The sequence below is a fragment of the Mycobacterium sp. NGS17 genome (assembly GCF_059813205.1).
This window is the reverse complement of record NZ_JCALED010000001.1, coordinates 683,980-708,457: the sequence shown is the minus strand read 5'-3', so window position 1 is coordinate 708,457 and position 24,478 is coordinate 683,980. Positions and strand designations below refer to the sequence as shown.

Annotated in this window: 28 protein-coding genes; 6 read left to right on the top strand and 22 right to left on the bottom strand. The window is 68.8% G+C overall.

Going from position 1 to position 24,478, the window contains the following annotated elements:
- Positions 1–21 precede the first annotated feature (21 nt).
- From ispF to carD, 3 genes are read right to left on the bottom strand one after another with little or no spacing between them, the layout of a single operon-like run.
- Complete coding sequence (gene ispF, locus AC5Y7E_RS03485) at positions 22–510, bottom strand: 2-C-methyl-D-erythritol 2,4-cyclodiphosphate synthase (protein WP_499917021.1); 489 nt, start codon at positions 508–510, stop codon at positions 22–24.
- The gene (ispD, locus tag AC5Y7E_RS03480; RefSeq protein ID WP_499947587.1) at positions 507–1,211 is read right to left on the bottom strand and encodes a 2-C-methyl-D-erythritol 4-phosphate cytidylyltransferase; all 705 of its coding nucleotides are present in this window, start codon (positions 1,209–1,211) and stop codon (positions 507–509) included. The genes ispF and ispD overlap by 4 nt, the downstream gene beginning before the upstream one ends.
- Positions 1,212–1,245: 34 nt before the next feature.
- The gene (gene carD, locus AC5Y7E_RS03475) at positions 1,246–1,734 is read right to left on the bottom strand and encodes an RNA polymerase-binding transcription factor CarD (protein ID WP_007166539.1); all 489 of its coding nucleotides are present in this window, start codon (positions 1,732–1,734) and stop codon (positions 1,246–1,248) included.
- Positions 1,735–2,023: 289 nt separating this feature from the next.
- Between carD and AC5Y7E_RS03470 the strand changes: the two genes are divergently transcribed.
- The 3 genes from AC5Y7E_RS03470 to disA are packed head-to-tail and all read left to right on the top strand — an operon-like array spanning position 2,024 to position 5,150.
- Positions 2,024–2,584 (top strand): copper chaperone PCu(A)C domain-containing protein, encoded by a 561-nt coding sequence (locus AC5Y7E_RS03470; protein ID WP_499947432.1) that lies wholly within the window; start codon positions 2,024–2,026, stop codon positions 2,582–2,584.
- 49 nt (positions 2,585–2,633) lie between these two features.
- Entirely contained in the window at positions 2,634–4,070 is a 1,437-nt protein-coding gene (gene radA, locus AC5Y7E_RS03465) for a DNA repair protein RadA (RefSeq protein WP_499947431.1), read from the top strand.
- Between the two features lie 6 nt (positions 4,071–4,076).
- Positions 4,077–5,150 (top strand): DNA integrity scanning diadenylate cyclase DisA, encoded by a 1,074-nt coding sequence (gene disA, locus AC5Y7E_RS03460; RefSeq protein WP_499947430.1) that lies wholly within the window; start codon positions 4,077–4,079, stop codon positions 5,148–5,150.
- A gap of 23 nt (positions 5,151–5,173) precedes the next feature.
- Here the strand turns inward: disA and AC5Y7E_RS03455 are convergent, their stop codons facing one another.
- Both AC5Y7E_RS03455 and AC5Y7E_RS03450 read right to left on the bottom strand, forming a co-directional pair.
- Positions 5,174–5,983 carry a hypothetical protein gene (locus tag AC5Y7E_RS03455; RefSeq protein WP_499947429.1) on the bottom strand — a complete coding sequence of 270 codons (810 nt, stop codon included), beginning with the start codon at positions 5,981–5,983 and terminating at the stop codon, positions 5,174–5,176.
- A 116-nt stretch (positions 5,984–6,099) separates the two neighbouring features.
- Entirely contained in the window at positions 6,100–6,717 is a 618-nt protein-coding gene (locus tag AC5Y7E_RS03450; RefSeq protein WP_499917030.1) for a carbonic anhydrase, read from the bottom strand.
- On the opposite strand from AC5Y7E_RS03450, the gene AC5Y7E_RS03445 reads away from it, so the two are divergent.
- Positions 6,716–7,636 carry an iron-sulfur binding domain-containing protein gene (locus AC5Y7E_RS03445; protein ID WP_499917031.1) on the top strand — a complete coding sequence of 307 codons (921 nt, stop codon included), beginning with the start codon at positions 6,716–6,718 and terminating at the stop codon, positions 7,634–7,636. The two genes, AC5Y7E_RS03450 and AC5Y7E_RS03445, sit on opposite strands and share 2 nt — an antisense overlap.
- Here the strand turns inward: AC5Y7E_RS03445 and AC5Y7E_RS03440 are convergent.
- Entirely contained in the window at positions 7,619–8,374 is a 756-nt protein-coding gene (locus AC5Y7E_RS03440) for an alpha/beta fold hydrolase (RefSeq protein WP_499947428.1), read from the bottom strand. The two genes, AC5Y7E_RS03445 and AC5Y7E_RS03440, sit on opposite strands and share 18 nt — an antisense overlap.
- Positions 8,375–8,438: 64 nt before the next feature.
- Here AC5Y7E_RS03440 and mhuD point away from each other — a divergent pair, with 64 nt between their 5' ends.
- Together mhuD and AC5Y7E_RS03430 are read left to right on the top strand one after the other, a co-directional pair.
- Positions 8,439–8,759, top strand: a complete 321-nt coding sequence (gene mhuD, locus AC5Y7E_RS03435; protein ID WP_007772332.1) for a mycobilin-forming heme oxygenase MhuD — start codon at positions 8,439–8,441, stop codon at positions 8,757–8,759.
- On the top strand, positions 8,734–10,098 hold the full coding sequence (locus AC5Y7E_RS03430) for a serine hydrolase (RefSeq protein ID WP_499947427.1): 1,365 nt from the start codon (positions 8,734–8,736) through the stop codon (positions 10,096–10,098). Before mhuD ends, AC5Y7E_RS03430 begins: the two co-directional genes overlap by 26 nt.
- Positions 10,099–10,101: 3 nt before the next feature.
- On the opposite strand, the gene AC5Y7E_RS03425 is transcribed toward AC5Y7E_RS03430, so the two are convergent.
- From AC5Y7E_RS03425 to folE, 16 genes are all read right to left on the bottom strand, one after another.
- Positions 10,102–10,644 carry a histidine phosphatase family protein gene (locus AC5Y7E_RS03425; protein WP_499947426.1) on the bottom strand — a complete coding sequence of 181 codons (543 nt, stop codon included), beginning with the start codon at positions 10,642–10,644 and terminating at the stop codon, positions 10,102–10,104.
- Positions 10,641–11,426, bottom strand: a complete 786-nt coding sequence (locus AC5Y7E_RS03420; RefSeq protein ID WP_499947425.1) for a CbtA family protein — start codon at positions 11,424–11,426, stop codon at positions 10,641–10,643. Before AC5Y7E_RS03420 ends, AC5Y7E_RS03425 begins: the two co-directional genes overlap by 4 nt.
- A 9-nt stretch (positions 11,427–11,435) precedes the next feature.
- On the bottom strand, positions 11,436–11,651 hold the full coding sequence (locus tag AC5Y7E_RS03415; protein ID WP_499947424.1) for a CbtB domain-containing protein: 216 nt from the start codon (positions 11,649–11,651) through the stop codon (positions 11,436–11,438).
- A 243-nt stretch (positions 11,652–11,894) separates the two neighbouring features.
- Positions 11,895–14,441: an ATP-dependent protease ATP-binding subunit ClpC gene (gene clpC1 / locus AC5Y7E_RS03410; RefSeq protein ID WP_499917043.1), complete on the bottom strand. Its 2,547-nt coding sequence runs from the start codon at positions 14,439–14,441 to the stop codon at positions 11,895–11,897.
- A 347-nt stretch (positions 14,442–14,788) separates the two neighbouring features.
- A complete protein-coding gene (gene lsr2 / locus AC5Y7E_RS03405) occupies positions 14,789–15,127 on the bottom strand; it encodes a histone-like nucleoid-structuring protein Lsr2 (RefSeq protein WP_066955505.1) in 339 nt (112 codons plus the stop codon).
- Between the two features lie 127 nt (positions 15,128–15,254).
- Positions 15,255–16,751, bottom strand: coding sequence for a lysine--tRNA ligase (gene lysS / locus AC5Y7E_RS03400; RefSeq protein ID WP_499947423.1), 1,497 nt, complete (start codon positions 16,749–16,751; stop codon positions 15,255–15,257).
- A gap of 69 nt (positions 16,752–16,820) precedes the next feature.
- Complete coding sequence (locus AC5Y7E_RS03395) at positions 16,821–17,636, bottom strand: type III pantothenate kinase (protein ID WP_499947422.1); 816 nt, start codon at positions 17,634–17,636, stop codon at positions 16,821–16,823.
- A 2-nt stretch (positions 17,637–17,638) separates the two neighbouring features.
- Positions 17,639–18,058, bottom strand: coding sequence for an aspartate 1-decarboxylase (gene panD, locus AC5Y7E_RS03390; RefSeq protein ID WP_499947421.1), 420 nt, complete (start codon positions 18,056–18,058; stop codon positions 17,639–17,641).
- Positions 18,058–18,996 carry a pantoate--beta-alanine ligase gene (gene panC / locus AC5Y7E_RS03385; RefSeq protein WP_499947420.1) on the bottom strand — a complete coding sequence of 313 codons (939 nt, stop codon included), beginning with the start codon at positions 18,994–18,996 and terminating at the stop codon, positions 18,058–18,060. The genes panD and panC overlap by 1 nt, the downstream gene beginning before the upstream one ends.
- Positions 18,993–19,904, bottom strand: coding sequence for a Rossmann-like and DUF2520 domain-containing protein (locus AC5Y7E_RS03380; protein WP_499947419.1), 912 nt, complete (start codon positions 19,902–19,904; stop codon positions 18,993–18,995). Before AC5Y7E_RS03380 ends, panC begins: the two co-directional genes overlap by 4 nt.
- 118 nt (positions 19,905–20,022) lie before the next feature.
- Complete coding sequence (locus AC5Y7E_RS03375) at positions 20,023–21,474, bottom strand: DUF6779 domain-containing protein (protein WP_499947418.1); 1,452 nt, start codon at positions 21,472–21,474, stop codon at positions 20,023–20,025.
- A gap of 122 nt (positions 21,475–21,596) precedes the next feature.
- Positions 21,597–22,073, bottom strand: a complete 477-nt coding sequence (locus tag AC5Y7E_RS03370) for a DUF3180 domain-containing protein (protein WP_499917057.1) — start codon at positions 22,071–22,073, stop codon at positions 21,597–21,599.
- Positions 22,073–22,621 carry a 2-amino-4-hydroxy-6-hydroxymethyldihydropteridine diphosphokinase gene (folK, locus tag AC5Y7E_RS03365; RefSeq protein WP_499947417.1) on the bottom strand — a complete coding sequence of 183 codons (549 nt, stop codon included), beginning with the start codon at positions 22,619–22,621 and terminating at the stop codon, positions 22,073–22,075. Before folK ends, AC5Y7E_RS03370 begins: the two co-directional genes overlap by 1 nt.
- Positions 22,618–23,019 carry a dihydroneopterin aldolase gene (folB, locus tag AC5Y7E_RS03360; protein ID WP_499947416.1) on the bottom strand — a complete coding sequence of 134 codons (402 nt, stop codon included), beginning with the start codon at positions 23,017–23,019 and terminating at the stop codon, positions 22,618–22,620. Before folB ends, folK begins: the two co-directional genes overlap by 4 nt.
- Positions 23,012–23,863: a dihydropteroate synthase gene (folP, locus tag AC5Y7E_RS03355; protein WP_499947415.1), complete on the bottom strand. Its 852-nt coding sequence runs from the start codon at positions 23,861–23,863 to the stop codon at positions 23,012–23,014. The genes folB and folP overlap by 8 nt, the downstream gene beginning before the upstream one ends.
- A complete protein-coding gene (gene folE, locus AC5Y7E_RS03350; protein ID WP_499947414.1) occupies positions 23,860–24,474 on the bottom strand; it encodes a GTP cyclohydrolase I FolE in 615 nt (204 codons plus the stop codon). The genes folP and folE overlap by 4 nt, the downstream gene beginning before the upstream one ends.
- Between the last annotated feature and the right edge of the window lie 4 nt (positions 24,475–24,478).

Genomic DNA, 24,478 nt, shown 5'->3' with positions numbered 1-24,478 from the left:
GGCGCCCGGCGCTGCGCGGGCTTACCCGGTGGCGATCACCAGCGCGGTGGCGATCGCGGCCAGACCCTCGCCACGTCCGGTCAGCCCCAACCCGTCGGTCGTCGTCGCCGACACCGAGACCGGCGCGCCCAGCAATTCCGACAGCACCCGCTGCGCCTCATCGCGGCGTGGACCGACCTTCGGCCGGTTCCCGACGACCTGCACCGCCGCGTTGCCGATCCGGAAACCGTGGTGCGCGGTCAGCTCCGCGACGTGGCGCAGCATGTCGGCGCCACTGACGCCCTGCCAGCGCGGATCGTCGACCCCGAACACCGCGCCCACGTCGCCCATCCCGGCCGCCGACAACACCGCGTCGCACAGCGCGTGCGCCGCGACGTCGCCGTCGGAATGTCCGGCACAGCCGTCGGCGTCGGCGAAAAGCAGGCCCAGCAGCCAGCACGGGCGGCCGGATTCGATCGGGTGTACGTCGACGCCGAGCCCCACCCTGGGAAAGGGATCCGGCCCGTTCACCCGCGCACCACGGTCTCGGCCAGCAAGAGATCGAGCTGCGTGGTGATCTTGAATGCCAGCGGATCGCCCTCGACGACCTGGACCTGGCCGCCGACATGCTCGACCAGCGACGCGTCATCGGTGAAACCCGGCATCCCGGCCCCGGCGCGGTAGGCACGCGACAGCAGGTCGGCCGCGAAGCCCTGCGGAGTCTGCACGGCGCGCAGCCCGGCGCGCTCCGGCGTCCCCAGGACCACCCCGTTGGCGTCCACGGCCTTGATGGTGTCATGCAGACGCAACGCGGGCACCACAGCGTCGTGACCGGCCCGCAGCGCCGCCACCACGCGGGTGATCAGCGTCGGGGGCGTCAGCGCCCGCGCGGCGTCGTGCACCAGCACGAACTCAGACGCCGCGGGCAGGGCCGCCAGGGCCAGGCTGACGGATTCGGTGCGGTCGGGGCCGCCCGCGACGGCGGTGACCCGTCCAGCGCCGACGTGATCACCCAGGAGCCGCCTGGCCTCGTCGATCCGGTCGGCGGGGACGGCCACCACGACGTGATCGACGACGCCGGATTCCAGCAAGCCGGCGACGGCGCGCTGTAGCAGCGTGCGCCCGTCGACCAGACAGAATGCCTTGGGAATTCCGGCGGCCAGCCGTTCACCCGACCCTGCGGCGGGAACGACAGCGACTACTTTGCCCGAGGTGCCCGTCTCCGGGGCCAACCCCGTCTCCGGGACCAACGAAGTGTCAGGACCTTCAGGAAGCGGCGGCCAGAACCTCGTCGAGGATGGTCTCCGCCTTGGCGTCGTCGGTGCTCTCGGCCAGCGCCAATTCACCGACCAGAATCTGGCGGGCCTTGGCCAGCATCCGCTTCTCGCCGGCCGACAGACCACGCTCCTGGTCGCGACGCCACAGGTCGCGGACTACCTCGGCGACCTTGTTGACATCGCCGGAAGCAAGCTTTTCGAGGTTGGCCTTGTAGCGGCGTGACCAGTTCGTCGGCTCTTCGGTGTGCGGGGCGCGCAGCACCTGGAAGACCTTGTCGAGGCCCTCCTGTCCGACGACGTCGCGAACACCGACGTACTCGGCGTTGTCAGCGGGAACTCGAACGGTCAGGTCACCCTGCGCCACCTTCAAGACGAGATACTCTTTTTGCTCCCCTTTGATGGTGCGGGTTTCGATCGCCTCGACTAACGCAGCACCGTGATGCGGGTAAACAACGGTGTCGCCGACCTTGAAGATCATCTGATTCGAGCCCCTTTCGTTACTTCATCCTAACACGGCCACCTAACTACGCGCGAAGCAACGATGCAGGTCAGGGGCACAACACGCGAAGATTAGGGGTTGACATGGGGATCAAGTCGTGCAGTGCAGCACATTACCAACGCCCCCGGGGCAGCCCCGCGGCGGGCTTGAAATCAGCTCCTGCGGCGCTCCTGCGCAGGTCTGGCGCCCCGCGCTATCGCGCGCGAGACCTTGCTACTACTGTGCATAGTTGCATTAGTCGAACCGGCTCAGCAGGAGGCTTGAGAGAGTGAACCGCTTCAAGATCCGCCTCGGCCTCCCCGCGCTCGCCGTCGCCGGCGCGATGGCCGTTCTGGCCGCTCTGCTCAGCGGTTGCGGAGCCGGTCAGGTCTCGCAGATGGCGGTCCAGGAGCCGGCCATCAACGGCAACAAGGTCACATTCAACAACGTGGCGCTGCGCGACATCCGGATCCAGGCCAGCCAAACCGGCGACTACCTGCAGCCGGGCCGGACCGTGGACCTGGTGCTGGTGGCCGTCAACCAGTCGGCCACTACCGCCGACAGGCTGGTCGGCATCACCAGCGACATCGGCACGGTGACGGTCAGCGGCGACGCTCGACTGCCCGCCGGCGGGTCGCTGTTCATCGGCACGCCGGAGGGCGAGAAGGTGGCACCCGGTCCGATCGGTTCCAACACCGCGGCGGCCAAGGCGACGGTCAACCTGGCCAAGCCCATCTCCAACGGCCTCCTCTACAACTTCACCTTCAACTTCGAGAAGGCCGGGCAGGCCACCGTGGCCGTGCCGATTTCGGCCGGGCTGAAGCCGCCGCAGCAAAACCAAGCGGGGTAACCGCCTGTCGTGACGCGGGCTTGTCGTAGCGGCTCGATACCGTCATGGCGTGGCAACAGCGCGCTCCCAATACCGGTGTTCGGAATGCCGGCATGTCACCGCGAAGTGGGTCGGCCGCTGCCTGGAGTGCGGCACCTGGGGCACCGTTGACGAGGTTCCGATTCTCAGTGCGGTCGCCGGCCGGCGCAGCGGACTGGCGACGGCGTCGCCGGCGGTGCCCATCACGTCGGTCGAGCCCAACGCCAGCCGGCACCGCAGCACGGGGGTAGGCGAACTCGACCGGGTGCTCGGCGGCGGCGTGGTGCCCGGCTCGGTCACCCTGCTGGCCGGCGATCCGGGCGTGGGTAAGTCGACGCTGCTCCTCGAGGTCGCCCATCGCTGGGCGCGATCCGGCCGCCGTGCGCTGTACATCTCGGGCGAGGAGTCCGCGGGCCAGATCCGGCTGCGCGCCGACCGCATCGGCTGTGGCAGCGACGAAATTTATCTGGCCGCCGAATCGAATCTGCACGCCGTGCTCGAGCACATCGCCACGGTCAAGCCCGCGCTGGTGATCGTCGACTCGGTGCAGACCATGTCGACCACCGAGGCCGACGGCGTGGCCGGGGGCGTCACGCAGGTGCGCGCCGTGACGTCAGCGCTGACCGCGGCGGCCAAATCCAACGGGGTCGCGCTGATCCTGGTCGGGCATGTCACCAAGGACGGAGCCATCGCCGGGCCCCGTTCGTTGGAGCATCTGGTCGATGTGGTGCTGCACTTCGAGGGCGACCGCAACGGCTCGCTGCGCATGGTCCGGGGGATCAAGAACAGGTTTGGGGCCGCCGACGAGGTCGGGTGTTTCCTGTTGCACGACAACGGAATCGAGGGCGTCGCCGACCCGTCGAACCTGTTCCTCGATCAGCGCCCGGCGCCGGTTCCCGGGACCGCGATCACGGTGACCCTCGACGGGAAGCGCCCGCTCATCGGGGAGGTGCAGGCGCTGCTCGCCACGCCGGCGGGCGGCTCGCCGCGCCGCGCCGTCAGCGGCATCGACCAATCGCGGGCCGCGATGATCACCGCGGTGCTGGAAAAGCACGCCAGGTTGCCCGTCGCCGCCAACGACATCTACCTGTCCACGGTCGGCGGCATGCGGCTGACCGACCCGTCGTCGGACCTGGCGGTCGCGGTCGCGCTGGCCTCGGCGCTGGCGGACCTGCCGCTGCCCACCACGGCGGTGATGATCGGCGAAGTGGGATTGGCCGGCGACCTCCGGCGGGTCAGCGGCATGGAGCGGCGCCTGTCCGAGGCCGCGCGCCAGGGGTTTTCCATCGCGCTCATCCCGGACGGGGACGATCCGCGGCGCGAGATCGTGCCGAACGGCATGCGGGCGCTCCGCGCGCCCACCATCGTGGCGGCGCTGGAGCACATGATCGACATCGCCGGCCACCGCGGTGGCCCGCCCGCAAACTTGCGATCGCTAGACGCATGGCGCTTTCGGCCTGAAGAATGACCTTTTGTGACCCGTCCGACGCTGCGTGAGACCGTCGCCCGCCTGGCTCCAGGCACCGGGCTGCGTGACGGCCTGGAACGCATCCTGCGTGGGCGTACCGGCGCCCTGATCGTGCTCGGCAACGACGAGGCCGTCGAGGCCATCTGTGACGGCGGGTTCGCCCTGGACGTCCGCTACGCCCCCACCCGGCTGCGCGAGCTGGCGAAGATGGACGGCGCCGTGGTGCTGTCCACCGACGGCAGCCGCATCGTGCGGGCCAACGTGCAGCTGGTTCCCGACCCGTCGATCGCGACCGATGAATCGGGAACCCGGCACCGCTCCGCGGAACGGGCCGCGATCCAGACCGGCTACCCGGTGATCTCGGTGAGCCACTCGATGAACATCGTGACCGTGTACGTGGGCGGGGAGCGCCACGTGGTCGCCGACTCGGCGACCATCCTGTCGCGGGCCAACCAGGCCATCGCCACCCTCGAGCGCTACAAGATCCGGCTCGACGAGGTCAGCAGGCAGCTGTCGCGCGCCGAGATCGAGGACTTCGTCACGTTGCGTGACGTCTTGACGGTGGTGCAGCGGCTCGAGCTGGTCCGCCGCATCGGTGAGGTGATCGACAACGACGCGGTGGAACTCGGCACCGACGGGCGCCAACTGCGGCTGCAGCTCGACGAGCTGCTGGGCGGCAACGAGGATGCCCGCGAACTGATCGTGCGCGACTATCACGCCAGCCCGGAGCCGCTGTCCGAGGCGCCGGTGACGGCCACGCTCGACGAACTGGACGCGCTGTCGGACACCGAGCTGCTCGACTTCACCATCCTGGCAAAGGTTTTCGGGTACCCGTCGACCACCGAGGCGCAGGATTCGGCGGTCAGCCCGCGCGGTTATCGCGCGCTCGCCGGCATTCCCCGGCTGCAGTTCGCCCATGCCGACCTACTGGTTCGCTCGTTCGGGACGCTGCAGAACGTGCTGGCGGCCAGCGCCAACGACCTGCAATCGGTCGACGGCATCGGCGCGATGTGGGCGCGCCATGTGCGAGAAGGGCTGTCGCAACTCGCCGAGTCGACGATCACCGACTCATTGAACTAGGTGCGCGCTGATTAGTGTTCGCTTCAGCCGGCCGGCGGCGCGGGCATCGGCGGCGCCTCCGGCGGCGGCACGGCGCCCGGCTGGCCCGGTCCGGGCACCGGACCCGGCGGCGGGGGCGGCTGGTTCAGGATGAACGGAACCGGCATCGAGCGCAGATTGCCGAGCTGCACGACCAAGTTGTAGGTGCCGGGCCCGATCGCCGGCCGCGGCAGCGGGCAATGCGGGGCCGAACCCATCCCCGTCCACGTCACCGCGGTGGTGACCTGCTCACCCGGCGTGAAGGTCTTGATCAGCGTCTCGTTGGACGGGGCGCAGTCCAGGTTCGACCACAGCCGCTTGTTGTCCAGCGAATAGACGTAGGCGGCCAGCACCGCGGCGCCGACGTCGCGCTTGCAGGCCACCAGCCCGATATTGGTGACGACCATGGTGAACTTCGGCTGGTCACCGATGAAGTACTGCGGCGCGTTGGTCAGACCCTTGACCGCCAACGTCGAATCGGGGCAGTCGTCGCCTTCCTTCAGAATCGGCGGCGGCTGCACCGCGGCGGTGGGAGTGGGGGTCTCGGGGTTCTGGCCCTGCGCCGGCGGCACCACCGGAGCGGGACCCTCGGGTCCCGCCGGTGGGGGCGCCTGCGGCGCGGGCGCTACCGGCTTGTTCTGAGCGGCGGTGGCCTTGTCGGCGTTGGCGGGCTTGGCTCCCGCGTTATGCCCCATGAATGCGATGACGACTGCGGCCACGATCCCGATCACGACGACCGCGATACCAATGGCCAGGCCTCTGCGCCGCCAATAGATCTCGGTGGGTAGCGGGCCACGCGGTTCCAGATCGAGCACGTTCGCAGCGTAGGCCCAGGTCACGCCGATTCGGTTGACCCGCCTCGGCGTGTCGCCGGGTTTGCCGGCCAACCGCCGTGTAGTGGCGGCCGAGCGCGTGGACTATTGGTCGCCTGTCAGGCGCCTATGTCGCCGACGTGGTCGCACAACGCCGCCCGGCCGTCGGCGAGGTGGTAGGTGACACCGGCCACGCCCACCGTGCCATCGGCGATGCGCTCGGCGATCGCCGTGGACCGCGACACGAGCTGCGCAACGGTTTCGCGGACGTGTCGTTCCACGAACTCCTCGACGCGGCTCAGGCCGTCGCGGCGGCCCATCAGGATCGACGGCGCCACCCGCTCCACCACGTCGCGCACGAAACCGCCGGGGATGGATCCCTCGTCGATGGCGCCCAGGGCGGCCTTGATCGCGCCACAGCTGTCGTGACCCAGGACGACGATGAGGGGCACGTTGAGCACGCTCACCGCGAACTCGATGGAACCCAAGACCGCGGTGTCGATGGCCTGCCCGGCGGTGCGCACCACGAACATGTCGCCCAGGCCCTGATCGAAGATGAGCTCGGCGGCGACCCGGCTATCCGAGCAGCCGAACACGACCGCGGTCGGGCTCTGACCGGCGGCCAGGCTGGCGCGATGCTCAACACTTTGGCTGGGATGCTGCGGCTTACCGGCGACGAATCGCTCGTTACCCTCCTTGAGTGACTTCCAAGCGGTTACCGGACTGGTGTTAGGCATGGCAGAGATTGTGCCGCAAGCGGAGGTGACGGGTCTGACGGGCCCGGAATTCATATCAGCCACCAATCTTGTCGCCTGGTACGACAGCTCGCGCCGCGACCTGCCCTGGCGCGAGCCCGGGGTGAGCGCCTGGCAGATCCTGGTCAGCGAGTTCATGCTGCAGCAGACCCCGGTGTCCCGGGTGCTGCCGATCTGGTCGGATTGGGTGCGGCGCTGGCCCACCGCGTCGGCCACCGCCGCGGCCAGCGCCGCCGACGTGTTGCGCGCCTGGGGCAAGCTGGGCTACCCGCGGCGGGCCAAGCGGTTACACGAGTGCGCCATCGCGGTCGCGCGCGAGCACGACGACGTCGTGCCCGACGACGTCGACACCCTGCTGACGCTGCCCGGTGTCGGCAGCTACACCGCCCGCGCCGTCGCCTGCTTCGCCTACGGACAGCCTGTTCCGGTGGTGGACACCAACGTGCGCCGGGTGGTGGCGCGGGTGGTGCACGGCCTGGCCGACGCGGGCGCGCCGTCGGCGACCCGCGACCACGCCGACGTGTCGGCGCTGCTGCCCGAGGACGGAACGGCACCGAAGTTCTCCGTCGCGCTGATGGAACTGGGCGCGACGGTGTGTACGGCGCGCGCGCCGCGCTGCGGGCTGTGCCCGCTGGGCCGGTGCGCGTGGCGGCACGCCGGTTATCCGCCCGCGCAGGGCCCGGCGCGCCGCGTTCAGGCCTACGCCGGGACCGACCGTCAGGTCCGCGGGCGGCTGATGGATGTGTTGCGCGCCAACGACTCTCCGGTGACCCGCGCCGACCTGGACGTAGCGTGGCTGACCGACACCGCACAGCGCGACCGGGCGCTGTATTCGCTGCTGGCCGACGGCTTGGTGACGCAGACGCGCGACGGCCGGTTCGCCCTAGCCGGCGAGGAATGACTCGACGGCCTCGCGGTAGAGCTGGGGCGCCTCGTCGTGAACCAGGTGACCGGCTTCCGGGACCTTCAAATACGTTGTAGCTAAGCCTGTTTCGGCCATCTCCCGCATCTGCCCGGGCGGGGTTACCGAATTGCCGGCCTCGATCAGCAGCGCGGGGCAACGCACCGCGCGCCACTGCGCCCAGTAGTCCCGGGTGCCCCACTCGGCGGCGATCTCGATCCACCGCGCGGTGTGACCGTGCAGCCGCCAACCGGTTTCGGTGCGGTCGAAGGCCTCCAGGAAGTATTGGCCGGCGACCGGTCCGAATTCGGCGAAAACCCGCTCGGCGGAGCCGAATTCGACCGGAAGGGCGTGCAGCCAGGGTTCCCAGGGGCCGGTGGTGCGGCCGCGGAAGTCCGGCGCCATGTCCTCGAGCACCAGGGCGGTAACCAGTTCGGGTCGATCGGCGGCCAAACACCACGCGTGCAGGGCGCCCATCGAATGCCCGACCACCCGGACGGGCGCCTCCAGCGTGCCCACCGCGTCGGCGAGGTCGGCCACAAACCGTTCGGTGCTGATCGGGTGCGGATCTTCGACGTCGCGGCCCCGATGCCACGGCGCGTCGTAGGTGTAGACAGTGCCCAGCCGGGTCAGCCAGGGCAGCTGCCGCGGCCAGGTGGTTCCCCGTCCCATCAGGCCGTGCACCAGCACCAGCGGTTCGCCGTCTCCCCCGTGGCAAGTCAACAGCTGGCTGGGCATAGCACCATCTTGCGTGCACCGCCCACGGCCCGGGCACGGGGATGGGCGAGGTAGCCTAGCGGGCATGTCGCCAGTGGTGAAGATCAACGCAATCGAAGTACCCGCCGACGCCGGCCCGGAACTGGAGAAGCGGTTCGCCCACCGGGCGCACGCCGTCGACAACCAGCCCGGCTTCCTCGGCTTTCAGCTGCTCCGCCCGATCAAGGGCGAGAACCGCTACTTCGTGGTGACCCAGTGGGAGTCCGAAGAGGCATTCCAGGCGTGGGCGCAGGGGCCCGCCATCGAGGCGCACTCCGGCGAGCGCGCGAAGCCGGTGGCGACCGGCGCCTCGCTGCTGGAATTCGAGGTTGTGATGGACGTTGCCGGCAACAAGCAGGCTGGCTAGCGGGCTGTCGGCCAGGCGCCGCGCGTGGGTGCTGAGCGCGGCCGCCGCGTTGGTGTTGACCTCGGCGCCCGGTTGCGCCCCTAACCCGTCCCCGCAAGCGAACGCGGCGAATCCGGGACGACAGATCGACACCCGCACCCCGCCCGGCATCCGGGCCCAGCAGACGTTGGACATGCTCAACTCGGACTGGCCGATCGGCCCGGTCGGGGTCGGCACCCTCGCCGCGCCCGACAAGGTCGAGTCGGTTCAAACCACCATGGAGGCGCTGTGGTGGGACCGGCCGTTCACGCTCAACGGCGTCGACCTCGGCGCGAGCGTGGCGACCCTGCACCTGACCTCGTCCTACGGCGCCCGGCAAGACATCCGGATTCACACCGACGACGCCGGTTCGGTGGACCATTTCGACCTCGAGACCCAGGCGCCCACCATCAGCTCGTGGCACGACATCGACGCGGTGCTGAGCAAGACCGGTGCGCGCTACTCCTATCAGGTCGCCAAGGTCGACGACGGGCGTTGCGATCCGGTGGCGGGCACCAACACACACGAATCCTTACCGCTGGCATCGATTTTCAAGCTGTACGTGTTGCACGCGCTGGCGGGCGCGATCAAGGACGGGACGGTGGCCTGGGATGACCAGCTGACGGTCACCGACAAGAGCCGGGCGGTCGGCTCGTCGGGGCTGGCTTTGCCTGCCGGAGCGCATGTTTCGGTACGCACCGCCGCCGAGAAGATGATCGCCACCAGTGACAACATGGCTACCGACCTGCTGATCGAGAAGATGGGAACGCGCGCCATCTCCGAAGCGCTGGCCACGACCGGCCATCACGACCCGGCCAGCATGACTCCGTTCCCCACCATGTACGAGTTGTTCTCCGTCGGATGGGGTCGGCCAGACCTGCGCAGCCAATGGGAGCACGGATCGCCGCAAGTCCGCGCGCAACTGCTGAAGCAGGCGAATTCCACGCCGTATGACCCGGATCCGATGCGGGCCCATTCGCCGGCATCCTCCTACGGTGCGGAGTGGTACGGCAACGCCGAGGACATCTGTCGGGTCCATGCGGCGCTGCAGGCCGACGCGGTCGGCAAGGCCGCGCCGGTGCGTGAGATCCTCTCCGCGGTCGCGGGCATCCAGCTGGACCACAATGTGTGGCCGTACATCGGCGCGAAAGCTGGTGGCCTGCCGGGTGATCTGACGTTCAGCTGGTATGCCGTCGACAAGACGCAGCAGCCGTGGGTGGTCAGCTTTCAGCTGAACTGGCCCCGCGATCACGGGCCGACGGTGACCGGCTGGATGCTGAAGATCGCCAAGCAGGCGTTCGCGCTGATCGCCCCGCGCTGAGGCCTACAACCGCAGAGTCCAACGGTCGCCACGGAAGTGCATTACGACGCGGCCGGCCGGCTCGACGTCGATCCGCCAAAACGATTCCGGCGTGATGTCCAGCGCCGCCACGATCGCCGCCCGGATCACCGCTGGGTGCGTCACCGCTACCGTGCGTAATGGGTTGGCGGTCAACGACTCCAGCCATTGCGAAGCCCGCGAGATCAGGTCGGCGATCGACTCACCGCCGTGTGGCGCGGCGCCCGGTTGGCTCAGCCAAGCCTCGACGTCGTGCGGCGGCAGGGCCGCAAGCGCCTCGCCGCGCCACCGCCCACAGTCGAGGTCGGCCAATAGCGGCTCCGTTTCGGCTTGCAGGCCAAGCAGTTTCGCGGTCTGCCGGGTGCGCCGCTCCGGTCCGGACATCCGGCGCTGCGCGGCGACGTCGTCGATCGCCTCGACCTGGCGGCGGCCGATTGCGTTCAGCGGTTCGTCTGCCGGAAAACGCCCGCCCGCCATGGCGTCCGTCATGCCGTGCGAGACCAGCGTCAGCCGAACGACTCCGGTCACGCCGCGATGTTCGACGCCTGCCGCGTCCGCACCGAAAGCAGCCGCCCGCTGATCGTTGCGAACACCAGGCCGATGCCCGCCCACAGCACCAGCTGCGTGGCCAGCGACAGCAACCTGAACTCGTAAAGGACGTCGGCCGGAAATCCCGGATAGACGATCGACCCCGCGGCGTCGCGCAGCGGTTCGGGTGTCTCGTTGACGGCCGGCAGCGGCACCGCCAGCACCACGATCGCCACCAGATACGCTGCGGCCGCCAGCAGTCCGGCGTTCCAGGCGCCGAACCGGGCTGCGAGCCGCCGCGCCAGCCATACCGCGCCGATCGCCAGCACCGCCGACAGCACCACCATCACCAGGTACCAGCCGGTCCGCGCTCCGATCGTGTCGGCCTGCCCGACGGCCGGCGGGTTCGGCGGGTACTTCACGAAGGGCACCAGGTACACCGCCCCGAATGCGCCTGCCGCCAACAGCAGCGAAAGCCGCTGCGGCTGAACAACTTGCGCCCGCGCATAGACGACGCTGAACAGCACGGCGAACAGCGCGCCCATGGCGAGGCCGAAGATCAGCACACCGAATCCCAGCCCGGGGCCCGATTGCACGCCGCGGGTGAACAGCTCCGCGCCGTGCTCGTGCACGCCGTGGGCGTTCTCGGTGTCGGTGCGGCCGTCTTCAAAGGCGATTGCGCGGGCGATGACGGGCTCGGCGCACACGCGGGCGAAGACGAACGCCAGCAACGCGCCAGCGGCTCCCGCAAGAAGACCGCCGCCAATTAGGCGTTTCTCCACGAGACGCGGTCAGTGGCAGGGGAAGCCGAGCAGGTGCCGCGCGTCGTGCACGAATTCGTGCACGTGCGAATCGCTGCCGAAGAGTGAGACCGCCCCCTGGTCGATGCCGACGAAGTACAGCGCCAGCAACGCGAGGAAGACGGTCGCCGCCAGCCAGAGTGCGGCGCGGGCCGCGGACAGATCGACCGAGCGGGTGCGGCTGCCGGTCAGCTGCGGGTGGGACACAATCGACTCCTTCTGGGGATAACGCGTCCCCGCTGGGTATGACGAGCATCGGGTCTGACTGTTGACAGTGGCGCGACCGTTCTGGACTTTCACCAGATTCCGTTGCACGTCGATGACAACGGTCAGTGTAGGGGGCAGCGAAAACGGGCGGTAGCCCGAGATCGACCAGTCCTATGGTGGCGACCCGCTTCGCGCGGCTGCGCCGCGCTCACGATCGCCACGCTGCCCGTTTTCTCTTCTTCGCTACTGGACGTCCGGTCCCGGGTCCGCGGCGCTGTGCGCCCCGGCTTTAGCCAGGTCCGGCTCGGCCGGCGGCTTGCGGGTACCGATGAAGGTGAATGTGGCGTCCTCGCCGGCGCTTTCGCCGTCCCAGTTGTCCACGTCGACCGTGACGACCTGGCCCGGACCGACCTCCTCGAACAGGATCTTCTCGGAGAGCTGGTCCTCGATCTCGCGCTGGATGGTGCGCCGCAACGGGCGAGCGCCCAGCACCGGGTCGAAGCCACGCTTGGCCAGCAACGCCTTGGCCTTGTCGGTCAGCTCGAGGGCCATGTCCTTGCTCTTGAGCTGGGTGGCCACCCGGGTGATCATCAGGTCGACCATCCGGATGATCTCGTCCTTGGTCAGCTGGTGGAAGACGATGATGTCGTCGATCCGGTTGAGGAACTCCGGGCGGAAGTGTTTCTTCAGCTCGTCGTTGACCTTCTGCTTCATCCGCTCGTAGTTGTTGTCGCCGCCGCTCTGGGTGAAGCCCAGGCCGACCGGCTTCGAGATGTCCGAGGTGCCCAGGTTCGAGGTGAAAATCAGCACGGTGTTCTTGAAGTCGACCGTGCGACCCTGGCCGTCGGTGAGCCGGCCGTCCTCGAGGACCTGCAACAGGCTGTTGTAGATCTCCTGGTGGGCCTTTTCGATCTCGTCGAACAGCACCACCGAGAACGGCTTGCGCCGCACCTTCTCGGTGAGCTGGCCGCCCTCCTCGTACCCGACGTATCCGGGGGGCGCGCCGAACAGCCGCGACGCGGTGAACCGGTCGTGGAACTCGCCCATGTCGATCTGGATGAGCGCGTCGTCGTCGCCGAACAGGAAGTTGGCCAGTGCCTTGGACAGCTCGGTCTTACCGACACCGGACGGGCCGGCGAAGATGAACGAACCCGACGGGCGCTTGGGGTCTTTCAGCCCGGCCCGGGTGCGGCGGATCGCCTTGGAGACGGCCTTGACGGCGTCCTCCTGGCCGATGATCCGCTTGTGCAGCTCGTCCTCCATGCGCAGCAGCCGGGTCGTCTCGGCCTCGGTGAGCTTGAACACCGGGATACCGGTCCAGTTACCCAGCACCTCGGCGATCTCGTTGTCGTCCACCTCGGCGACTACGTCGAGATCCCCTGAGCGCCACTGCTTTTCGCGCTCGGCGCGCTGACCGACCAGTTGCTTCTCGCGGTCGCGCAGGCTGGCCGCCTTCTCGAAGTCCTGGGCGTCGATCGCCGATTCCTTCTCCCGGCGCGCCTCGGCGATCTTCTCGTCGAACTCGCGCAGGTCTGGCGGCGCGGTCATCCGCCGAATTCGCATCCGGGCGCCCGCCTCGTCGATCAGGTCGATCGCCTTGTCGGGCAGGAACCGGTCGTTAATGTACCGGTCGGCCAGGGTGGCCGCGGCCACCATCGCGCCGTCGGTGATCGACACCCGGTGGTGCGCCTCGTAACGGTCGCGCAGACCTTTGAGGATCTCGATGGTGTGCTCCACGGTCGGCTCGCCGACCTGCACCGGCTGGAACCGGCGCTCCAGCGCCGCGTCCTTCTCGATGTATTTGCGGTACTCGTCGAGCGTGGTGGCACCGATGGTCTGCAGCTCGCCGCGGGCCAGCTTGGGCTTCAGGATGCTCGCGGCGTCGATCGCGCCCTCGGCGGCGCCGGCACCGACCAGGGTGTGCAGCTCGTCGATGAACAGGATGATGTCGCCGCGGGTGTTGATCTCCTTGAGAACCTTCTTCAGGCGTTCCTCGAAGTCACCGCGGTAGCGGCTGCCCGCCACCAAAGATCCCAGGTCCAGCGTGTAGAGCTGCTTGTCTTTCAGCGTCTCGGGGACCTGGCCGTGCACGATGGCCTGGGCCAGGCCCTCGACGACGGCGGTCTTGCCGACGCCGGGCTCGCCGATCAGCACCGGGTTGTTCTTGGTGCGCCGGCTCAGCACCTGCATCACCCGCTCGATTTCCTTCTCGCGGCCGATGACCGGGTCGAGCTTGCCTTCCATGGCGGCGGCCGTCAGGTTGCGGCCGAACTGGTCGAGCACCAGCGACGTCGACGGGCTGCCGGACTCGCCGCCGCGGCCACCGGTGCCGGCCTCCGCGGACTCCTTGCCCTGGTAGCCGCTGAGCAGCTGGATGACCTGCTGGCGCACGCGCGTCAACTCGGCGCCCAGCTTCACCAGCACCTGGGCGGCCACGCCCTCACCCTCGCGGATCAGGCCCAGCAGAATGTGCTCGGTGCCGATGTAGTTGTGACCGAGTTGCAGCGCCTCGCGCAGGCTCAGCTCGAGAACCTTCTTGGCGCGGGGCGTGAACGGAATGTGTCCCGACGGCGCCTGCTGGCCCTGGCCGATGATCTCCTCGACCTGGCTGCGGACGCCCTCCAGCGAGATGCCCAGCGACTCCAGCGACTTCGCCGCGACACCCTCGCCCTCGTGGATCAAACCCAGCAGGATGTGCTCTGTTCCGATGTAGTTGTGGTTGAGCATCCGGGCCTCTTCTTGCGCCAGGACGACGACCCGCCGTGCTCGGTCGGTAAATCTTTCAAACATCGGGTTACCTGCTCTCCCTCAACATCGGTACAAACTAGTTAGCGGCCCTTCGAGCAATCCTGCCGGACCCCTGTGGCCGGAATCGCGTACCTGTCTCCACTGTAGTGGTCGGCTTGCCGGCGGGCCTAACCTTGCCGTGCGTTCTGCGCTGCGGACCCGCCCGGTCTTTCCTGGGCCGATCCAAGGCCGATCTCACCTGCGAGTGCCTGCGGCGTTGCCCGGCATAACTGAGGAAACGTTGCGGTGTTCGAATTCGTTTCCCCGGACCGCCCGGCGATTGTTTCGCGCCCAGCGAAACGACGAACCGGCGCCCGGGCCCACAAGCCCCGGCGCCGGTTTGAGAACTGCTAGGTCGCTGCGTGGAACGCGTCGATCACGTCGGCCGGGATGCGGCCCCGCGTCGACACGTTGTGCCCGTTCCGGCGGGCCCATTCGCGGATGGCCGCGCTCTGCTCACGGTCGATCGCCCCCCGGCCGCGTCCCGAGCCGGAACGGCCACGGCGACGGCCCCCGACGCGGCGACCGGCCTCCACCCATTGCTTCAGATCGCTGCGCAGTTTCGCGGCATTCTTGGACGAAAGATCAATCTCGTAGGTCACGCCGTCAAGTCCGAATTCCACCGTTTCGTCGGCTGCGCCGGCACCGTCGAAATCATCGACCAGGGTGACGGTCACTTTTTTGGCCATTGGCTTATCCTCGCATTTCGTCCTGAACAGTTACTAGCAGATCGGATCAAACCTCCCCGGGTCACCAATGTGCCATAACAGGGAAGCATACTCAATCTGTACGGAAGCCGCACATTGATAGTTTCAACTACGACTGGGGCCGAACAATCGGGAACAAAACTGTCTCTCGAATTGACAGACCAGTCAAAGTCATCAACAACCTGTCGACGCCCATTCCCGTTCCGGTGCACGGCGGCATCGCATACTCGAGCGCGGCGAGAAAATCTTCGTCGAGCACCATGGCCTCATCGTCGCCCGCGGCGGCCGCGCGCGCCTGCGCGGCGAACCTCTCACGCTGCACGACGGGATCGTTCAATTCGGAATATCCGGTGGCCAATTCGACTCCACGCAGATAAAGATCCCACTTCTCGGTGACGCCCGCGATGCTACGGTGCTGGCGCGTCAAAGGCGTTGTCTCGACCGGGAAATTCCGCACAAAGGTCGGAGCGACGAGCGCGTTGCCCACGGTGTGCTCCCACAGTTCCTCGACGATCTTTCCGTGTCCGTAGCCGCGGTCGGCGGGAATCTCGACGCCGAGCCGATCGGCGATTCCGAGCAACTGTTCGACCGGCGTCGCAGGCGTGATCTCCTCGCCGAGTGCCGCAGACAATGACGGGTACATTTGTATGGAAGCCCATTCTCCGTCTATGTCGTAGACGCTGCCGTCGGGAAGCGGGAGTTGTCGGGTTCCGATGGCCTCATCGGCGACCTCTTGAATAAGCTCACGCGTCACTACTGCCGAATCGTCATAGGTTCCGTACGCCTGGTAGGTCTCCAGCATGGAGAATTCCGGAGAATGCGTGGAATCCGCACCTTCGTTTCGAAACACTCGATTTAGTTCGAAAACCCGGTCGAAACCACCGACGACGCAGCGCTTCAGGAACAGTTCGGGCGCGATCCTCAAGTAGAGATCGATGTCCAGTGCATTGGAATGCGTGATGAACGGCCGCGCGGCCGCCCCACCGGCCAGCGTCTGCAACATCGGGGTTTCGACTTCGAGGAACCCGCGGCGCTCCAAAGCGTTGCGTATCGCGCGGATGACGGCGATCCGCTGCCTCGCCACCGTGCGCGCCTGTGGGCGCACGATCAGGTCGACGTAGCGCTGCCGGACGCGCGCCTCCTCGCTCATGTCCTTGTGCGCGACCGGCAGCGGACGCAGCGACTTGGACGCCATCTGCCAGGAGTCGGCCAGCACCGACAATTCGCCGCGCCGTGAGCTGATCACGTTGCCGTGCACGTAGACGATGTCACCGAGGTCGACGTCGGCCTTCCAGGCGTCGAGGGATTGCCGGCCGACCTTGTCGAGGCTGATCATCACCTGCAGGCTGGTGCCGTCGCCCTCTTGCAGCGTGGCGAAGCAGAGTTTGCCGGAGTTGCGGGCGAAGATCACCCGGCCGGCCACGCCGACGACGTCATCGGTCGCGGCGTCGACTGGTAGGTCGGGGTGGGCGGCGCGGACCTGAGCCAGCGTGTGGGTGCGTTCGACGGCGACCGGGTAGGGGTCGTGCCCCTCGGCGAGCAGCCGAGCGCGCTTATCGCGGCGAATTCGGTACTGCTCGGGAATGTCTAGGTCGTCGGCACTCACGACGTGCCAGCTTAAAGGACTGCGCTTTGCGGGTGCGCCGACGGCTTTGCGGGGCCCAGGGCGCGTGGGTCAGCGTGCCGTCTTCAGCCGGCCGCGCTGGGCGTCGCGGTTGCGCTCGAAGATCAGCCGCAGGCCGTGCAGGGTCAAGTGCTGGTCGTAGTGGGCGACGGTCTGCAATTCGGGCAGCAGCAGCGGCGCGGTGTGGCCGGTGGCGACGATCGCGACGTCGTCGCCGGCAAAGCCGTCCACGTCCTCGCGGATGCGCCCCACCAAGCCGTCGACCAGACCGGCGAAACCGAAGACGGCCCCCGCCTGCATGCACTCGACGGTGTTCTTGCCCACCACCGAGCGGGGCCGGGTCAACTCCACCCGGCGCAGGGCCGCCGAGCGGGCCGCGGCGGCGTCGGAGGACACCTGCAATCCCGGCGCGATCGCGCCGCCGAGGAATTCGCCTTTGGCCGACACGACGTCCACACAGATCGAGGATCCGAAGTCGATGACGATCGCGGGCGCGTTGAACCGGTGAAAAGCGGCCAGGCAGTTGACGATTCGGTCGGCGCCGACTTCCTTGGGATTGTCGACGAGCAGCGGGATGCCGGTGCGCACCCCGGGCTCGATCAGCACGTGCGGCACCGACGGCCAGTACTGATCGAGCATCAGCCGCACCTCGTGCAGCACCGAGGGGACGGTCGAGAGCGCCGCGGCGCCGGTGAGCCGCTCCGAATCGTCGCCGATGAGACCGTCGATGGTCAGCGCCAATTCGTCGGCGGTGATCTCCGCTTCGGTGCGGATCCGCCATTGCTGCACGACGTTTGCGTGCTCTTTGGAGCCCGAGATCAGCCCGACGACGGTGTGGGTGTTACGGACGTCGATCGCCAGCAGCACGGCTACCGCGCAACGATCCGGGGATTGAGCAGCTCGGCCGCGTCGTCGGGCACGAACGCCGGATCGCTGCCCAGGTCGATCTGCTTGTTGCCGGCGTCGACGAACACGATGCGCGGCCGGTAGGAACGCGCCTCGGCGTCCTCCATCGTCCCGTAGGCGATCAGGATAACCAGGTCGCCCGGGTGGACGAGATGCGCTGCGGCACCATTGATTCCGATCACACCGCTGCCGCGCTCTCCGGTGATGGCGTAGGTGACCAGACGGGCGCCGTTGTCGACGTCGACGATGGTGACCTGTTCGCCCTCGAGCAGGTCCGCGGCGTCCATCAGATCGGCGTCGATGGTCACCGAGCCGACGTAGTGCAGGTCGGCCTGCGTGACGGTGGCCCGGTGGATCTTCGACTTGAGCATCGTCCGTAGCATCAGTTCCTCCAAGGTGATTGGGCGTATTCGTGGTGTCCGTCCGGCCCAGCGGTGCCGGCGGGTGTTTCGATCTGCATCTCGATGTTGTCCAGCAGCCTGGTGGTGCCCAGCCGGGCCGCGACCAGCAGCCGGGCCGAACCGTGGGCGGGCGCCGGGCCCAGGCCGGCGTCGCGCAGTTCGAGGTAGTCCACGGTGAGGTCCGGTACGGCGTCCAGCACCGCGCGCGCCGCGGCCAGCGCGGCCGCCCCGCCGTCGTGCGCGGCGTGCGCACCGGCCGTCAGCGCGGCCGAAAGCGTCACGGCCAGTTCGCGTTGCGTGGGGTCCAGGTAGCGGTTGCGCGACGACATCGCCAGTCCGTCGGATTCCCGGACCGTCGGCACGCCGATCACCTGCGCGTCGATGTTGAGGTCGGCGACCATCTGACGGACCAGCACCAGCTGCTGATAATCCTTCTCCCCGAAGAAGATTCGGTCCGGCCGCACGATCTGCAGCAGCTTGCACACGACGGTGAGCATTCCCGCGAAATGGGTCGGCCGGACAGCGCCCTCCAGCTCGGCGGCCAGCGGCCCCGGCTGCACGGTGGTGCGCAGACCGTCGGGATACATCGCGGCGGCAGTCGGGGTGAACACGATTTCGACGCCCTCGGCCCGCAGCAGTGCGACGTCGTCGTCCAGGGTCCGCGGGTAGGCGTCGAGGTCTTCGCCGGCGCCGAATTGCAGCGGGTTGACGAAGATCGACACCACCACCACCGCGCCGGGCACCCGCTTGGCCGCGCGCACCAACGCCAGGTGTCCGTCGTGCAGCGCACCCATGGTGGGCACCAACATCACCCGGCGCCCGGTGTGGCGCAGGGCGCGGCTGACGTCGGCGACATCGCGCGGCGCGGCATAGACGTTGAGTTCGCCCGCCGTGAAGGCCGGAGGCTTGCCGGGACTCATGGCGCCAGCACCTCCACGACGTCTTTGGGGGCGTGCGCGCGCTGGGCGGTCCGCAGGGCGTTCACCCGGTACGCCTGCGCGAGCTCGGGCCCGACCTCCCCCAGCGCGGACAGATGCGCCGCGACGGCGGCAGCGTCACCGCGTGCGACCGGACCGGTGAGGGCCGCCTGTCCGCGTCGCAGGGTGTTCTCCAGCGCCGCCCTGGCCAGCGGTCCGATGACGCGTTCGGCGATGCCGCCCGGTTGATCGTCGACGGTCTGTTGGCCGAGCAGTTCGCTGCCGCGCAGTGCCGCGCGCAGCGCGTCGAGCGCGTCGGCGAGCACGGTCACGATGTGGTTGCCTGCGTGGGCGAGGGCTGCGTGGTACAGGACGCGGGCCTGGTCGGCGACGCAGAACGGTTCGCCGCCCATCTCCAGCACCAGCGATTGCCCGATCGCATATCCGATGTCGTCGGCCGCGGTGACGCCGAAGCAGGAATCGGCCAGCCGGCTGATGTCTTCATCCGAGCCGGTGAAGGTCATCGCCGGGTGGATCGCGAGCGGGATGCAGCCGTGCTGGGCAAGCGGCTCGAGAATGCCGATCCCGTTGGCGCCGGACGTGTGGACCACGATGGTTCCGGGCCGTACCGCAGATGTAGCGGCCAGCCCCGATATCAGGCCGGCGAGTTCGCTGTCCGGGACCGCGAGCAGCAACAGCTCGGCACCGGCGGCCACCTCGGGCGGTGGTGCCACGGGTGTATCGGGCAGCCGGCGGTGGGCGCGTTGCCGCGACGCATGGGAGATGGCGCTACACGCCACCACGACGTGGTCCGCGCGCTCCAGCGCGACACCGAGAGCGGTGCCCACGCGGCCGGCCGAGATGATTCCCACCTTGAGCCGAGCCGGGCGCAAACCGTCGAGCTGCACCATCGCAGACGACCTCACAGATATCTTGTTCGTTCCGGTCCCACCTGGTGGGTACCGTTCGGTCACTACGACTGTAGTCGATTACCAGGCATTACCCAATGTGAGGAAGCTCCCAGGTCGGCTAATCACGTCTGCGGCGCCGGCCGCCTTGGGAGGGCTGCACCTGCAGGCGGGCCAGCAGATCGGCCACCGATTGGCCCCCGGTGGGGCTGCCATCTCCCGCGCCGTCGGGATCCTCTTGCTGCGGGTCACCGCCGTGCCTGGGCGCCTGCTCCGGTGCCGGCGGCGGCGCCAGCCGCGGCGGCGGTGGCGCGCCCGCGGATGGACCGGGGTGCATCGGGGGAGCCGGCGGCGGGGGTGGCGTCGCGGCGGCCGGCGGGGGCGGCGCGGCGGAAGGTCCGGGCGACGGTTCGTTGTTCGGCGAGAAGTTGTTCACCCCGTAGTCGCGGTACTCCGCCGAGTGGCGAGACCGTGCGCGGCGGCCGGAGTCGCCGTACTGCGGCGCCGGCACGGGCTCGACGGGCGGTCCATCCCAGGCTTCGTCGACGCCCGAATGCCGGGCGCGCCGCCGCCCACCGGACGATTCCGCGCGGGAATCCGCGCCGGCCCAGTTGCTCCCCGGCGCGCCGGGAGGCAACCACTGGCCTTCCGCGGCGACCGGCTGCCAGCCCTGCCCCGGCCACTGCGCCTGGGGCTGTGGTTGCGGTTCCGGCGCTCGTTCTGGTTCGCGCTGCGGTTGGGGCTCCGGCGGCGGCTCCGGTGCGAACTGCGCCGCAGCCGCGGCTGGCGGCGGTTGGGGGCGCGGCTCGAATCGCGGCTCCGCCGGCCCCGCATGGGAGGTGTCCTCGGCGTAGGCCGGGTCCTGGGCGTACGCGGGATCCGGCGCCGGCTCGTACTGGTTTGGCACCCGCTCCCGGCGGTGCGGCGACGGCTGCTGCCGCGGGGGGACCAGCGGTTCCTCGGGGACGTCGATGATGGCGTCATCGGTGCGGCTGCCCTGCGGCACCGACGTCACGCGGTCGCTGGACACCCAATCGACCGGAGTGTCTCGGGGATTCTCGCCGTTGCGATCCCACTCGCTGTACGCGCGCTCCGGTTGCGGCTCGGCGTCCGGCGTGCCGCCGAGGGCTGGCCGGTGCGCCAGGTCGGTGTCGAACAGGATTTCCAGGCTGGTCCGCAGGGCGGAAAGCTCCGCGCGCAACTCGGCCAGATCGTCGGCGGCCTGAGCGCGCAACTCGGAGGCCAGCTCGCGGCGCAGCTGCGACTCGACCGTCAGCTCGTATTCACGCCGGGCCGAGATCTCCCGGTCCAGCTGAAGGTCGTAAACCAGCTTGAGGTCGCGGACCCGGGACTGATCGGCGTCGCTTTGGCGGCGATAAAGCACGGAAACGAAGGCGCCGGCGACTGCGGCCCACAGCGCCAGGATTACAGCGAGCTTGAGAAGTTCCACCCGATTGGTGAAAACCAATGCGGAGCTGGCCCCCATCGCGAGGACCAGCAACGCCGTCAAGAGCACCCACCCCGGCCTGCGGCCGCCGCGCCGGACCCGGGCGCCGCGGGACAGAACGGTCATGGCCTGAGAGTACCTGTGCGAGGTCAATCCGCGTGTCGCGCGCCTTCGGCGATTCTCGCGCGGGTTATCCGCGGGGTCGCGGGGGTCAACCGCCCGCCCACCGGGGCAATCCGTGGCGGGGCCTAGCTTTCCGCACCCTCGCCGTGTTCCGTCTGATCCGGCGGCGACTTGCAGCAGTGTTGCAGCCACAGCGCGGCGATCAGCAGCGCCAGCGCGCTGACGGCTGCCACCACGGTCCCCGAGGTGTCCTCGGCGGCGGCCCGCAACCAGGATTTGCGGGGCAGGAAGTACACCAGGATGCCGACCCACCAGCCCAGCATCAACGCGCCGACCCAAGCAGAGGCCTTGGCGACGATCAGGCTGCGCGCCACCGCAAGCGGGTGCAGCCAGCCCGGACCCGACCCGATTTCGCCCTCGCTGATCCTGGCCCGCACATAGCGCGCCCACAGCGCCTCGACGACCGCCACCGCCAGCAGCGACAGGCCGGTCCACACCGTGATCGGCGGAAACCACCGGTAGAGGCCGTTGACCAGCAAATACCCCACGACGGCGGCGGCGACCACCGCGGCGGTCAAGTCGCGCTTGCGGGTAGGGCCCATCAGCTCGCCGGCCCCCGGCCGGCCGGCGGGTCCCCATTGGGCCGCAACGTCAGTCCGGTCGGCCGCACCCCGTCCCGATCGGCGGCCTCCAGCTGGGCGAGCAGGCCGGCAACCGGCTGCGGCCCGTCGGCCAGCGTCAGCCGAGCGTCCGGGTCGACATCCAGCCATGGGATGAGCACGAACGCCCGCAGGTGGGCCAGCGGATGCGGCAACGTCAGGTTGTTCTCCCGCGAGATCACCTCGGTTGGGCCGTAGCAGGCGATCAGGTCGACGTCGAGGGTGCGCGGGCCCCATCGCTCGCCGCGCACCCGGCCCGCCGCGCGCTCGAACTCCTGCCCCCGCCGCAGCCAGCCCTGCCCGTCGCAGTCCGGGTCGTCGGCGATCAGCACCGCGTTGAGGAACGGGGCCTGATCCACCCGCCCCCACGGGTCGGTCTCGTACACCCGCGACACGGCAAGCACCGCGTCGGCCAGCCCGTCGACCACCGATTGCAGCCGCGCCAGGCGGTCGCCCAGATTGGAGCCGATGGACAGCACAACGCGGGTCATAGCGCCCCGCCCGCCGGGATCACCGAACCGCGGCCGCCGCGGCGCGATCGCCGCACCACCACCGAGACGTCGGCGAACTGCTGCGGGATCGGGGCCTGCGGCTTGTGCACCGCCACCTCGGCGGCGTGCACGCGTTCGTCGTCCATCACCCGGTCGGCGATCTGGGCTGCGACGGTTTCGATCAGATTGCGCGCGGGGCCGGCGACCACGTCGGCGGCCAACTGGGCCAGCGCGGCGTAGTCGTAGGTGTCGGCCAGTTCGTCGCTGGCCGCGGCGTCGACGAGGTCGATCCACACCGTGATGTCGACGACGAAGTCCTGACCGTTGGCACGCTCGTGGTCGAAAACCCCGTGTTGTCCGCGAATCTGCAAGCCGCGCAACTCGATTCGATCAGCCATTGTCGCCAGCCGGTTCCGGGTGCGACCCGTCGGTCCAGGCCGCCACGACCTTGAGGGCATCGACCGTGGCGCGTACGTCGTGCACGCGCACCCCCCAAGCGCCATGCAGGGCGGCCAGCGCCGAAACCACCGCGGTGGCCGTCTCACGCCCATCGGGCGGTCGCGGCGAACCGTCGGACCCGGCCAGCAACGCACCGAGGAATCGTTTGCGCGATGCACCCAGGAGCACCGGGATGCCGGTGGCGACCAGTTGCGGCAGGGCATGCAGCAGCGCCCAATTGTGTTGTGCCGTCTTGGCAAAGCCCAGCCCTGGATCGATCATCAGCCGACCGGGGTCGACACCGGCGGTCACCGCGGCGTCGACGCTGGCCAGCAGCTCGGTGCGCACCTCGGCGACCACGTCCCGGTAGTGCGGCACCGCGTGCGGCCGCTCGGCCGACACCGATCGCCAATGCATCAGCACCCAGGGCACTTTCGCCTCGGCCAGCAGCGGCGCCATGGCGGGATCGGCGCGGCCGCCGGACACGTCGTTGACGATCCGCGCTCCTGCGCACAGCGCCGCCCGCGCGACGTCGGCGTGCATGGTATCGATACTGACCGTGATGCCTTGTGCCGCAAGCTCTTTCACAACGGGCAAAACGCGGGACGTCTCGACGTGCGGATCGATCCGCGCGGCGCCGGGACGGGTCGACTCTCCCCCGACGTCGACGATGTGGGCGCCGTCGGCGATCAGGGCCAAGGCCTGCGAGACGGCCTTGTCGGGGTCGAGATAGCGGCCGCCGTCGGAGAACGAATCGTCAGTGACGTTCAGGACTCCCATTACCTGCACAGGCGCCAGACTCACTTACGCAGTATCAGGTCGAGCGCTTCGGCTCGAGAAGCGGCGTTGGTCTTGAACAGTCCGCGCACCGCCGAGGTGGTGGTGATCGCTCCGGGCTTGCGTACCCCGCGCATCGCCATGCACAGGTGCTCGGCCTCCACCACGACGATCACGCCGCGCGGATTGAGCTTTTTCACCAGCGCGTCGGCGATCTGGCTGGTGAGTCGCTCCTGCACCTGGGGCCGCTTGGAGTACAGATCGACCAGCCGGGCGATCTTCGACAGGCCGGTGACCCGGCCGTCGTTGCCCGGGATGTAGCCCACGTGAGCCACCCCGTGGAACGACACCAAATGGTGCTCACACGTTGAGTACAGCGGGATCTCCTTGACCAGCACCAGCTCGTCGTGATCCTCGTCGAACATCGTGTTCAACACGCTGTCCGGGTCGGTGTAGAGCCCGGCGAACATCTCGCGATAGGCGCGGGCGACCCGGGCCGGCGTTTCCCGCAAACCATCCCGGTCGGGGTCTTCACCTATCGCGTGCAGCAACTCGCGGACCGCGGCCTCGGCGCGCTCCTGATCGAACAGCCGCGTCGTGTGCACCGCGGTATCCGGCCCCAAACCACGTAAGGCCATCGAA

Bases quoted from the DNA above. Each gene is read 5' to 3' on its own strand.
- carD (WP_007166539.1), bottom strand. From the start codon at position 1,734: ATGATCTTCAAGGTCGGCGACACCGTTGTTTACCCGCATCACGGTGCT.
- AC5Y7E_RS03445 (WP_499917031.1), top strand. From the start codon at position 6,716: ATGGCAGAGATTGTGCCGCAAGCGGAGGTGACGGGTCTGACGGGCCCG.
- AC5Y7E_RS03450 (WP_499917030.1), bottom strand. From the start codon at position 6,717: ATGCCTAACACCAGTCCGGTAACCGCTTGGAAGTCACTCAAGGAGGGT.
- AC5Y7E_RS03440 (WP_499947428.1), bottom strand. From the start codon at position 8,374: ATGCCCAGCCAGCTGTTGACTTGCCACGGGGGAGACGGCGAACCGCTG.
- mhuD (WP_007772332.1), top strand. From the start codon at position 8,439: ATGTCGCCAGTGGTGAAGATCAACGCAATCGAAGTACCCGCCGACGCC.
- clpC1 (WP_499917043.1), bottom strand. From the start codon at position 14,441: ATGTTTGAAAGATTTACCGACCGAGCACGGCGGGTCGTCGTCCTGGCG.
- lsr2 (WP_066955505.1), bottom strand. From the start codon at position 15,127: ATGGCCAAAAAAGTGACCGTCACCCTGGTCGATGATTTCGACGGTGCC.
- panD (WP_499947421.1), bottom strand. From the start codon at position 18,058: ATGCTACGGACGATGCTCAAGTCGAAGATCCACCGGGCCACCGTCACG.
- panC (WP_499947420.1), bottom strand. From the start codon at position 18,996: ATGAGTCCCGGCAAGCCTCCGGCCTTCACGGCGGGCGAACTCAACGTC.
- AC5Y7E_RS03380 (WP_499947419.1), bottom strand. From the start codon at position 19,904: ATGGTGCAGCTCGACGGTTTGCGCCCGGCTCGGCTCAAGGTGGGAATC.
- AC5Y7E_RS03375 (WP_499947418.1), bottom strand. From the start codon at position 21,474: ATGACCGTTCTGTCCCGCGGCGCCCGGGTCCGGCGCGGCGGCCGCAGG.
- AC5Y7E_RS03370 (WP_499917057.1), bottom strand. From the start codon at position 22,073: ATGGGCCCTACCCGCAAGCGCGACTTGACCGCCGCGGTGGTCGCCGCC.
- folK (WP_499947417.1), bottom strand. From the start codon at position 22,621: ATGACCCGCGTTGTGCTGTCCATCGGCTCCAATCTGGGCGACCGCCTG.
- folB (WP_499947416.1), bottom strand. From the start codon at position 23,019: ATGGCTGATCGAATCGAGTTGCGCGGCTTGCAGATTCGCGGACAACAC.
- folE (WP_499947414.1), bottom strand. From the start codon at position 24,474: ATGGCCTTACGTGGTTTGGGGCCGGATACCGCGGTGCACACGACGCGG.